Here is a 10,822-nt window from a genome sequence, read left to right as displayed (position 1 = left end):
GGCCGTCATCGCCTCGTCACCGCCCCTCGGACGTGCGCCGCGCCTCGAACGAGGTGAGGAATCCGGAGGAGTTGAAGGAGTGCGTCACCTTGGTTGTGTAGTAGGTGCCGCCGAACCGGCTCCCCACCCCGCCGATCCGCAGCGAGTCGCTCGGCACCAGATCGGGTACTCCCGCCAGCTGCCCGGCACAGGTGACGAATTCGTACGACTTCCCGCGCAGCACGCTGACCGCCAGCGCCCGCGCCTCCTGCTCGGAGGCCACTGGGCGGTCCACGATCACCTCTTCCCTGTCGCCCATCTCCTGCGCCGCCGCCGCGGGTCCGCTGCGCCCGGCGTCGCGCTCCGCCCGCAGGTCCGCCTGGGTGGCGATGCCGACGATCGCCTTCTTGGTCCGGGGGTCCCAGCCGCGCACCGTCACCTTGGCGACCTGCCCCGACAGGGTCACGGTCGGCCGGAACGAGATCAGATTGGGCTCGGGAGACCCGTTCGGGGCCGGACCCTGATCCGCCCGATCCGAGCGGGCGCCGCCGGCCGGCACCGCGTACCAGAGGTCGAAGGTGTGCGGCTGCCGGGCCGTCGAGCCCGCCCGGCCGTCGGCGGGGGAGACGAAGTACAGCTTCTCCACCCCGGTCCGCGGACAGGGCGCCACATAGCACTCCCGGTCGATGCCCTTGGCGCGTTTGAGCAGGAAGGAGACGTCGTCGAGGTTGTCCTGCGTCACCACCGGATGCACCACGCCCTCCTTCTCGGCCACCAGCTCCAGCTGGTGCCGCTCCGCGATCTTCTGCGCGATCTGCCAGTCGGCGAGGTTCAGGAACTTCTTCACGTCGTCGGGCCGTGGCTTGCGTTCCTTCATCCGCGTCGTGCGGTCCTGGCCGGTGATCTGCAGGGTCGGCGGTCCCGACGAGGGGAAGTCCGACTGGACCGTGGTGACCTGGCCCTTGGCCACCACGAGCGGCTGGCCGAGCGAGGTGTAGCCGAGCCGGATCTCCACGAGCTGGCCGGGGGCGAAGTGCTTGGGGTCGTCGAAGCGCAGCTGACGGCTCAGCTCGTCCCAGTTGCTCAGCGCCAGCGAGAACGTTCCGGTCTTGTCCAGCTCACGGACCACCTGGATGTCGAGCACGCAGTCGCGCATCTGGGCGGCGATCTCGGAGCCGTCCAGCGCGACCTCGAAGCACGGGGCGTACGAGTCGGCCGGCAGCGGAGTCGCGAGCGCGTTCGGCGGCGGTGCCATCGCCCCTCACCCCCGTTCCAGCGCGGGCACGACGAGCGCGGTGCCGGGAGTGAGCGCCCGTGGATCGGCGAGGGTGTTGGCGGCCGCCAGCTCCCGCCAGCGCCCGGAGTCCCGGTACACCGCGGCGGCGATGGAGGAGAGCGTGTCGCCGCGCCGCACCGTCCAGACCTTGCGCACGGTCGGTGAACTCGTCGCCGTGGTGAGCTGCTGCTCCTTGGCCGTTCTGAACTCTTTGAGGGACAACGACACCTTGGCCCGGGTCGGCGTACCGTCCCGGTCGAAGAGGACATAGGTGAAGGAGAGGCTGTCCACGACCCCGGTGAAGGGGGGATTGGCGCCCCAGGCGAAGGTCACCACCGGCGGTGCGTGCGTGGGGCTTTGACGGAGCGTCAGATTCTGAAAGTCGTCGAGCCAGCGCCGCTGCACATTCCGGTCCCGGGACTCCGCCTCCTCGGCGGCGTCGACCAGGGCGTCCAGCTTGAGGGTCCGCGCGCCGCCCCGTACGAACTGAAGGGGCGGCGCGTCCAGACCCGGAATGCCGATCTCGGCGAACGTCACCGCTTTGGAGACCGCGTACTCGGTCGGATTGACCGGCAGCGTCAGCAGCGGTTGGGCGGGCCCGGACACGGAGTCGGACGGCCGGACGACCAGGGTCGCCAGTGTCGGCGCGGCGTCCCGCCCCGTGGACAGGCCGGGCAGCGGAGCCATCAGGACCCCCCGAAGCAACCGGCAGCGGGCCCGCCGGAGGACTCGCGGGCCGGGCCGTCACCGGTCAGCGAAGCCTCCCGGGCCAGCAGCCGGCCGCGGGCCCTTACGTCGTCCTGCCGCTGCGACCACTCCCGGATGTGCTCCGCGAAGAGCCGGGCGAAGACCGCCGTGTCGTCGCCGCCGACCTCGAAGTCGACGGAAAGGTGATGAATCGTCAGCATTTCTCTCTCCTGAACCCCTGAACCCCTGAACCCCTGAACCCCTGAACCCCTGAACCCCTGAACCCCTGAACCCCTGAACCCCTGAACCCCTGAACCCCTGAACCCCTGAATCACGCCACTCCGCGATGCCCGTCCCGGCACGTCGGCCCGTCCTGCCATGTCGGCCAGTACCGCCACGTCGGCGGCGTCCGCGTCACCCCAGCTCCGGTACCGCCTGCTCCACCGCCACCAGCCCCTCGTGCGCGATCTCCAGCTGCTCCAGGGCCACTTCACTGCGCTCCCCGTGCAGATCGGGGCCCGTCCACTTCGAGGCCAGGCCGCCACGGAAGGCCCACACCGCGCCGGGCACCCCGGCCGCGTCCATCAGCAGCACCGCGCCGCTGCGCCGCGCGCCCAGCGGATTGCCGAGCCCGGCCCGGTACCAGGCCCACAGGCCCGGACCCCGGGCCACCCCGCGGTGCAGCACGATCCGGTTCCACGCGTGGCGCACCGGGAACTGCCGGAGCCGGTCGTTGACCCCGCCCTCCGGATACGCCGTGACCTCCAGCTGCGCCCCGAGCCCGGTGACCTGCTGGAAGGCGCCCTGGGCGGTCAGCGGAAGCAACGCCGCCTGCTCGGGCGGCAGATGGGCGGCCGCCGGGCCCAGCACCACCAGGAACCGGTACTTGGGCAGCGGTTCGGTGAAGAACTCCAGGGCCTGTTCGGTCATGCCTCCACCACCTCCAGCCGGCCCCGCCCGCCCATCAGCAGCCGGACGGCGATGAACTCCATGGGCGCGGCAGGAGCCACCTCCACCTGGCAGACCAGCTGCCCGAGCGCCACCAGGTCCGGCGGGTTGAGCCCCTCGTCACAGCGCACCCGGAAGGCCTCCGCGGGCCGCTCCCCGGCCAGCGCGCCCGCCTCGAACAGACCGAGCAGCACCTCGGTCAGGCCCTGCACGAGCAGCAGTCGCAGACCGGGCGTGTCGGGCTCGAAGAGCAGCGGTTCGGCCACCGCGCGGGCCGCCCGCACCAGCCGGTGCACCAGCCTGCGGTGAGCGATGAACCAGCCGTCGCCGACGCCCCCGGCCCGCGTCGGCGGCACCGCGGTCCGCCCTCCCCACACCAGCGGTCCCCGGCCGGGCGGACAGCGCAGCAGATTGGCGCCCGAGGCGTACACGGCCGTCTCCTGCTCGGCGCGCAGGACGTGTGCGAGGTCGACGACATCCTCCAGCGAGGCGTTGGCCGGGGTCGCGAACGCGCCCCGCTCACGGTCGAGCCGCGCCGCCGTTCCTGCGACATGGCCGGCTGCGGGTACCGTCCGCAGCGCGGGCGGCACGGTGGCCAGGGGATCGGGCACCCGCAGCGGCGGCCAGTGCACCGCGCAGGCCTGCAGCCCCGCCGTGTCGTGGCGCTGCCGCAGGGCCTCCATCCAGTCGGTGGCCCGGCGCGTCGCCGCCACCGGATCGGCGTCCGTGCCCAGTGCGCGGGGCGGGTCGAGCAGGGCCAGCCGGTCGAGCGTCTGCGCGCAGCCCTCGACCAGCAGATCGGCCAGCTCCTCCCGGTGCCCTTCGCCGACCCCGCAGCGGTCCAGGTCGGGCAGGGCCAGCAGGGCGGGCTCCGGCAGTTCGGTCATGGCCCGTACGGCGTCGGCGTAGGCGTCGGCCAGGGTGCCGCTGTCGTCGGGACCGCCGGGGCGGGGAGTCCCACCGGTGAGGGTGACCGTGTGGGTGCCCGCGTGGGCCGTGGCAGCCGGGGCGACGGGGGCGAGGTCGTCGGGGACCAGCCGGACGAGCCGGGAGAGCGCGCTCACGGCGGCGGGGAGTTCGGCGGCCCGCAGCCAGCCGAACGACTCGGGGGACTCCCCGGGGGAATCGACCCGCACCAGTACCTGGGGCTGCCCGGCGGCCCCGGCCGGGCGGTGCCGGACCGTCACCCGGGTGCCGTCGGCCCAGCCGCCCGGGGAGGCCGCCTCGATCCGGCAGCCCGCCGCGGTCGCGAACGGGGAGGGTGCTCCGGCCGGCCAGGCGGCCGCGGCCGAGGTGGGCCCGGCCGGTTCCGTCCGCAGCACCCACAGCGCGGCGCCGCCGTTGGCGAAGTAGCCGCGCACGGCGTACGGCAGATCGAGCGCGGCGTCCAGGCCGCCGAAGACGGCGGTGTAGGCCGCCCAGTCCGTGACGCGCACCGGGGAGGCCAGGGGGCCGCGCCGGGTGCGGCCCGCGAAGCAGGCCACGTCGGTGCGCAGCGGTTGGACGGGATCGGCCGCCGCGACCGCCGTTGCGGTCACTCCCGGCAGTGACGGCAATGAGGGCGGCGATGGTGGTGGCGGTGGTGGAGACGATGGCGGCGACGGGTGGGCGGGCGGCGGCGGTTCAAGGGTGGATGCGGGCACGATGGTCCCCCGGTTGCGCGATGTTCTCCCGGTTACGCGGTCCAGAGCTCTTCGCCTACACGATCCAGAGCCCTTCGATTACGCGATCTCGAGCTCTTCGACGCAGAGTTCGAGCGTCTCCATGGCGATCTCGTTCTTGGTCGCGCCGAGTGAGGGGCCGGTGTACTTCACCGGCCAGCCGCGGCGGAAGTTCCAGCGCATGACCGCGCTGCGGTTCTCGTCGAGGAGCGTGATGGCGCCCTCGGCACGCTCGGTCCTGCCGTTCATCGACAGCTTGACCCAGTTCCAGAACTCCGGATGGCCCGTGATGCCGCGCTTCAGGACCAGGTTGGACATCTTCGCGAGGCCCTGCTGCTTGGTCACATGGGGCTTCTTCGCGTTGCCGTCGCGGTACTCGATCGGCTGGATGTCCACGGTGAGCCCGGTGACCTCGGTGAAGGACGCCGTCACGTCATGGCCGTCGGGGGCGATGCCGATGACCTCCACGAGGAAGTTGTAGGCACCGTACGGATCGTCACGCTGAACGGGCGGCACGGCCGACCCCTCTCTTTCGGTTTCGGTACGGGTCAGGAGGTCGTCGACTCGCGGGTCGCCTGCTGGATCCGGACGACGACGAACTCGGCCGGGAAGACCGGTGCGACCCCGACCTCACAGACCAGCCGGCCCTGGGCGAGGTCGTCCGGGGTCATGGTGGTCCGGTCGCAGATGACGTAGAACGCCTCCTCCGCGGTGGCGCCGGCGAGCGCGCCGCCACGCCAGACCCCGGTCAGGAAGGCGCCGATGGTCTGCCGGACCGAGGCCCACAACTGCTCGGAGTTGGGCTCGAAGACCACCCACTGGAGCCCCTCGTCGAGCGACTCCTCGATGAAGAGGAAGAGCCGCCGGACGCTGACGTACTGCCACCGGGTGTCGTCGGCCAGCGTGCGCGCGCCCCATACCCGCTGGCCCAGGTTGGGGAAGGCGCGCAGCACGTTGATCCCGAAGGGGTTGAGGGTGTCCTGCTCGCGCTTCGTGACGTCCGCGGCCAGGCCGGCCCCGGGGACGATGCCGCGCACCACGGTGTTGGCCGGGGCCTTGTGGACCCCGCGCCTGACGTCCGTGTCGGCGTAGACGCCGATCATGTGTCCCGACGGGGGTGCGTCCGCGCTGCCGGTGCCCGTGGGATCCGGCACGTGCAGCCAGGGGTGGTACAGGGCGGCCCGGTCGGTGGACAGCGCGGCCCGGAAGCCCCTGACGACTTCCAGATCGGTCGTGGGGGGTCCGTCGAACACGGCGAACCGGTCACCGAGGATCTCGCAGTGCGTCTTCAGTCCGTCCAGGACGGTCGGCTCCCAGACGCCGGGCACGGCGCAGATCGCGACCTCGTCGATGTCCTCGAGCGCCTGGATGCCGGTCCGGTTCCCGCTGCCGCCGTCCACGCCGATGTAGTCGGCGGCGGTGAGCGCCGTGCCGCCGCTGTCGCCGTTCAAGAGATCCAGGGTGGCGAGCGGCCGGCCCGGATCGGTCCGGGAGAGACGGGTGCTCAGATACGGCAGCGGGCTCGCGCCGATGGTGAGGGTGAGCGGTGCGTCCGGGGCGGCACCGACGTCCAGGGCGAGCGTGCTCAGACCGGCGGAGGCCGCCTGGGACGCCGGTGGGATCGTCCGGGTGACCCGCGGGACGCCGGGCGGCGCGTCGATGATCTCCAGCCGGAACCCGGCCAGGACGAGGGCGTCGCCCTCGACGGCCGCCGCCTGGGGCGGGCGGTCCAGGGTGAGGGTGACGTCGCTCCCGGCGGGCGCGTGCGAGACGACCGTGTGCAGGCTGGGTTGTTTCGTACGGTCGGCGGGGAGGAGCAGGACGGTGTCGCCGTCGCCGATCGCACCCATGCGGGCGAGGGTCACGGTGGCCGGAGGGACGCCGACGGGCGCCGCGGCGGGTGCGACGACGGGATAGCCGGCGGACCGCGCGAGGCGCAGTACGGCATGCAGGCCGTTGCCTCCCTCGCCCGCCTGTACCGCCTGTGCGGACAGGACCGGCACGGGCGGTGTGGCGGTGTCGTGGAGCGTCGCGGCGGCCTGGGTGGCGGCGCCGTCCGGGGGGACGACCCTCTTGACGTACAGCCGCTGCCCGCCGTTGTCGAAGAACCCCTTCACCGCGAGGGGGAGCAGCCACCACCGGATGCCGTTCCCGTCGGCCGCGCGGACGCCGGCCGGGTCCGGCTCGGGCAGAAAGCCGCCGAAGAGCCGGTGGAACTGCAACAGGCTGGTCACCAGCTTGGGTTTGCCCGAGTCGGGGCCCCGGGCGGTCAGCCCGACCAGGCCGGCGGTGCTGGTGGCCACCCCGGTGATCGGCCGCGGGCCGGTGGAGATCTCCTCGACATAGACGCCTGGGCTGAGGTATTCGGGCATCGGGGGCTTCCTCCGCTACTCCGCTACGGGATCTCGATGAGCTGCTCGGTACCGCGGATGTCCTGGGCGGTCAGCTGGACGGACACCTCGGGGCCGCCCGACCGGCCGGGCTCCGCGAACGCCGTGACCGTGAACCACTCGCCGTCGGGTGCGGCGGGATCCGGCGGGGGCTGCTGCGGCCTGCTGCCGACCCGCCGCAGCGGCAGCCGGAAGACGCCGTCCCCGGCCGTCGCCGCGACTTCCGTCCACGCGGCGATCCGCGGCAGATGCTCCGCGTCCGCGCGGGCCCGGCCGGCGACCGCCGCTCCCGCCACCGGGCTCCCGCCCTGCCGCACCCGTCCGTGCAGCAGCCGGGTGCCGGGCGGGAACGGGTAGGCGGGCAGCGGGTACAGCCGTGTCCGGGTCACCGCGGGCACCGCGTACGCCGGGGCGTCGAACTCCACGCCGGCCGGGTGCTCGGCGTCCAGCAGATACGGCGAGACGAGCCGGATCCGTAGTCGCTGTACGGCACTTGGCGCGGGCACGGGGCGCGCGCTCGCCAGGGACGGCAGCACGATCGCGCCACTGGGGGTCGTCACGACCGGTACGTCGTCCTCGGCGGCCCACTGCCCGCCGGGCGTCCGGCGTTCGACCAGGGCGGTGACGGGCAGGACCGGGGCGCGTCCGGTGAAGGTGTCCCACGGCAGCAGACAGACCGGCCCCACCGCGATCCGTACGGTGTCCACCGCCGGGCCGCCGGCCGTCACGGGCGGCCTCCCGCGCTCGGCCCGACGCCGACGCCGACGCCGACGTCACCGCCCGTGACGGCCGATTCCGTGGTGATGTCGCGGGAGGCCAGATTGACCACCCGCACCTCGTAGTTGAGAGAGAGCCGGTACGGCTGCGAGATCGCCCACCACACCTTGGCCCGCTCGTCGAGCGACAGGGGAGCCAGCCGCAGCTTCAGCGACTCCCCGGCGTCGGCCACGCTGTTGCTCTGCGCGGCCGGCACCAGCAACGGGCCCTGGAGGATGGCGTCGTCGTACAGCGCCCGCATCGCCCGGCCGAGGATCCGCTGCTGGGCGTCGGGGGTGCCGCCGGTCGGGATGAGCAGATAACGCAGCAGCAGGGCCATGTCCGCCCTGCGCCGTTCCTGCCGGACGGCACCGGTGCCCGGATCCTCGACCACGGTGTGGCGGGACGGGCGGTTGCGTGCGCTGGGGTCCTCGGCGACCTCGTACAGGAAGAGTTCGAGGCCGAGCGCTCCATGGCCGCCGCCCCGCTGCTGCCCGACGAGTTCGACGAGCCGTACCCGGGCATGGGCGTCTGATTCGCGTACCGCGGCGGTCAGGACGTGCACCAGGATGTCGGACACATCGGCGATCACATCGGCACTGCCCACCGCGACCACCCCCTGTGTCTGCCCGGGGCTTCGCCTGCCACCCCGGCCGATCACCTGCGAGGCTAGGGCCGCGCCGCACCCCGGCTCTTCCGGGAAATCCCTGGGTCCCTCCCTAGGTCCTGTCGTCACATTCCCGTCGTCCGCCCAGAGGGCGGGCCCCGCGGGGTCATGGGGGTCCCCCCTGCTCGAGCGGAGTCGAGAGCTTGGGGGCGCGTGCATGGCGTCGCGGGGCAGACGGGAATTTGACGACAGGACCTAGGAGGAGCTGGGCAGGCAGCGGAACAGCTTGGGTGGGGCGTCCTGCTCGGGGGTCTTCGGGGGTCAGGAAGCCCGGTCGTCCTCGGCGACGAACAGTCGCGAGAGCAGGCCTTCGAGGGTGGACCGCTCGGCGTCAGTGAGTGAGTCGAGGGCCTGGTGGGTGCCGTGCATGCCGTCACGGATGCTCGACACGGCGGCCGCCCCGTCCTCCGAGAGGACGACGTTCTTGACCCGCCGGTCGGTGGGGCTGGGCTCGCGGTAGACGAGGCCGCGGGCCTCCAGCCGGTCGATGATCCCGGTCATGTTCGAGGCGTCGCAGCGCAGTGTGCCCGCCAGGGCCCGCATCGGAGCCGGGCCCTGGCGCAGCACGTTGAGCGCCTTGGCCTGGCTGTAGGTGAGGCCGTGCGCGGCGGCGGCGCTGGTGAGATCCGCGTAGAGGCTGACCATCGACGCCCACAGGGTGTCGAGAAGCATGACGTTGGAGACGGCGAGGGGTCCGGCGTCGGACGCCTCGGTGGAGCGGCTCGTTCCAGATGTCGCGGACATGGATCCAGCGTAACCCGAAACTTGACTACCTCAATCTTCGATGCTTACCTCTATCGAGTTACTTGAGGACCTCAAACTTCCAGTCCCTATAGCTTTATGGACTTCAAGTTTCCGTGCAGTAGTCCCTCGCCCCGTCTGACCTACGGAAGAAGCCGTGACACCCACTGATCGCGTGGCGCAGAAGCGTCCCACCGGCGACCTCTCACTCGTCCTGGTCCTCGGCCTCGCGGCCATGATCGTCTCGATGATGCAGACCCTCGTCGTACCGATCCTGAGCATCATCCAGAGCGACCTCGGTACCACCACCGCCAACGTCAGCTGGGTCACCACCGCGACCCTGCTGTCCGCCGCGGTCTTCACCCCGCTGCTCGGCCGGTTCGGCGACATGCACGGCAAGAAGCCCACGCTGATCGGGGTTCTGCTGCTGATGATCGCCGGTTCGGTGCTGGCGGCGACCACCACCTCGCTGCTGTGGCTGATCGTCGGCCGGGTGCTCCAGGGTGCGGCCACCGCGATCTTCCCGCTCGCCCTCTCGGTCCTGCGCGAGGAGATACCCCCGGCGAAGCTGCACGGCGCGATGGCGCTGGTGAGCGGCACGCTCGCGGTCGGCAGCGGACTCGCCCTGGTGGCGGCCGGACTGCTCACACGGGGCTCGGACCCCGACTATCACCGGGTGTTCTGGCTCGCCGTGGGTCTCGCGGCCCTCGCCCTGGTCGGCGTCGTCCTGCGCGTCCCCTCCTCACGCTCGACGACCGGCGGCCGCACCGACTGGCTCGGCGCGGGAACGCTCGCCGCGCTGCTCGTCCTGCTCCTGCTGCCGATCTCGCAGGGACACGAGTGGGGCTGGTCCTCCGCCCGCACCGTCGGCCTGTTCGTCGCCGCGGTCGTCATGGCGGGCGTCTGGGTCCTGGTCGAGCGCAAGGTCCGCGCGCCGATGGTGGACATGGGGATGTTCGCCCACCGTCCGGTGCTCTTCACGAACCTCGCCGGCCTCTTCCTCGGCTTCGCGATGTTCTCCCAGTTCATCGGCGTCGCGTACCTGGCGCAGATGCCGAAGGAGCTCACCGGCTACGGATTCGGCGCCTCGGTGCTGCGCGCCTCGGTCGAGTACCTGCTGCCGACCACGCTGATCTCGCTGCTCGCCGCACAGTTCGGCGGGATCCTCGTCGGGCGGATCGGGGCGCGGTTCACCCTCGCCGTGGGCGCGGTGTTCGGTGTCGTCGGCTTCGCGTGGCTGACCCTGGCGCACGACACGTCCGCGTCGATCATCCTGGCGGGCCTGCTGATCGGTGTCGCGATCAGCTTCGGCTACGCGGCCATGCCCGCGCTCATCGTGGCGAGTGTGCCGCACCATCAGACCGGCATCGCCAACGGACTCAACTCCATCTCCCGTTCCGTCGGCAGCGCGATCGCCAGTGCGGTGATCACCTCGCTGCTGGCGTCCAAGACCATCCAGCACCTGCCGGCCGGCGCGCCCGCGCTGCCCGCCGAGAGCCAGTTCACGCTGAGCTTCGCGATCGCCGGAGTCGCGTTCGTGCTGATCGTCGCCGTGGCGCTGGTCGGTCTGACCCGGGGTGCGGCCCAGGAATACACGGTCGAGAAGAAGGCCTCCGCCACCGACGACGCCGCCACCGACGATGCGGCGGCGGACGAGGCTGTCGTGGAGACGGCGGCCGTCACGTCCTGATCCGGACACGGTCAACGGCTCGCCCCG

11 protein-coding genes are annotated in these 10,822 nt (G+C 72.2%); 1 reads left to right on the top strand and 10 read right to left on the bottom strand.

Annotated elements, in window-relative coordinates; translation table 11 throughout:
• Nucleotides 1-16: 16 nt before the first annotated feature.
• The 10 genes from ACFVWD_RS04400 to ACFVWD_RS04355 all read right to left on the bottom strand — a co-directional run bounded on the left by ACFVWD_RS04400 (nucleotide 17) and on the right by ACFVWD_RS04355 (nucleotide 9,108).
• Nucleotides 17-1,234: a phage late control D family protein gene (locus tag ACFVWD_RS04400; protein ID WP_389593898.1), complete on the bottom strand. Its 1,218-nt coding sequence runs from the start codon at nucleotides 1,232-1,234 to the stop codon at nucleotides 17-19.
• A 6-nt stretch (nucleotides 1,235-1,240) separates the two neighbouring features.
• On the bottom strand, nucleotides 1,241-1,942 hold the full coding sequence (locus ACFVWD_RS04395) for a LysM peptidoglycan-binding domain-containing protein (RefSeq protein ID WP_389593897.1): 702 nt from the start codon (nucleotides 1,940-1,942) through the stop codon (nucleotides 1,241-1,243).
• Complete coding sequence (locus tag ACFVWD_RS04390) at nucleotides 1,942-2,163, bottom strand: putative phage tail protein (protein WP_389593896.1); 222 nt, start codon at nucleotides 2,161-2,163, stop codon at nucleotides 1,942-1,944. The genes ACFVWD_RS04395 and ACFVWD_RS04390 overlap by 1 nt, the downstream gene beginning before the upstream one ends.
• 193 nt (nucleotides 2,164-2,356) lie before the next feature.
• Nucleotides 2,357-2,872, bottom strand: coding sequence for a phage tail protein (locus tag ACFVWD_RS04385; protein ID WP_067361828.1), 516 nt, complete (start codon nucleotides 2,870-2,872; stop codon nucleotides 2,357-2,359).
• Nucleotides 2,869-4,428, bottom strand: a complete 1,560-nt coding sequence (locus tag ACFVWD_RS04380) for a phage tail sheath subtilisin-like domain-containing protein (RefSeq protein ID WP_389593895.1) — start codon at nucleotides 4,426-4,428, stop codon at nucleotides 2,869-2,871. The genes ACFVWD_RS04385 and ACFVWD_RS04380 overlap by 4 nt, the downstream gene beginning before the upstream one ends.
• 183 nt (nucleotides 4,429-4,611) lie before the next feature.
• Nucleotides 4,612-5,067, bottom strand: coding sequence for a phage tail protein (locus ACFVWD_RS04375; RefSeq protein WP_067361825.1), 456 nt, complete (start codon nucleotides 5,065-5,067; stop codon nucleotides 4,612-4,614).
• A 32-nt stretch (nucleotides 5,068-5,099) separates the two neighbouring features.
• A complete protein-coding gene (locus ACFVWD_RS04370; protein WP_389593894.1) occupies nucleotides 5,100-6,923 on the bottom strand; it encodes a phage tail sheath family protein in 1,824 nt (607 codons plus the stop codon).
• Nucleotides 6,924-6,946: 23 nt separating this feature from the next.
• Nucleotides 6,947-7,669, bottom strand: a complete 723-nt coding sequence (locus ACFVWD_RS04365) for a hypothetical protein (protein WP_389593893.1) — start codon at nucleotides 7,667-7,669, stop codon at nucleotides 6,947-6,949.
• Nucleotides 7,666-8,304, bottom strand: a complete 639-nt coding sequence (locus tag ACFVWD_RS04360) for a DUF4255 domain-containing protein (protein ID WP_389593892.1) — start codon at nucleotides 8,302-8,304, stop codon at nucleotides 7,666-7,668. Before ACFVWD_RS04360 ends, ACFVWD_RS04365 begins: the two co-directional genes overlap by 4 nt.
• A gap of 321 nt (nucleotides 8,305-8,625) precedes the next feature.
• Complete coding sequence (locus tag ACFVWD_RS04355) at nucleotides 8,626-9,108, bottom strand: MarR family winged helix-turn-helix transcriptional regulator (protein ID WP_248297180.1); 483 nt, start codon at nucleotides 9,106-9,108, stop codon at nucleotides 8,626-8,628.
• A gap of 232 nt (nucleotides 9,109-9,340) precedes the next feature.
• On the opposite strand from ACFVWD_RS04355, the gene ACFVWD_RS04350 reads away from it, so the two are divergent.
• Nucleotides 9,341-10,795 carry an MFS transporter gene (locus ACFVWD_RS04350; RefSeq protein WP_389594043.1) on the top strand — a complete coding sequence of 485 codons (1,455 nt, stop codon included), beginning with the start codon at nucleotides 9,341-9,343 and terminating at the stop codon, nucleotides 10,793-10,795.
• Nucleotides 10,796-10,822 lie beyond the last annotated feature (27 nt).

It is taken from the genome of Streptomyces sp. NPDC058086 (assembly GCF_042885015.1).
Taxonomy (GTDB): Bacteria; Actinomycetota; Actinomycetes; order Streptomycetales; family Streptomycetaceae; genus Streptomyces.
Note: the sequence above shows the minus strand (reverse complement) of the source record. Positions and strands in the feature narration are given on the sequence as shown.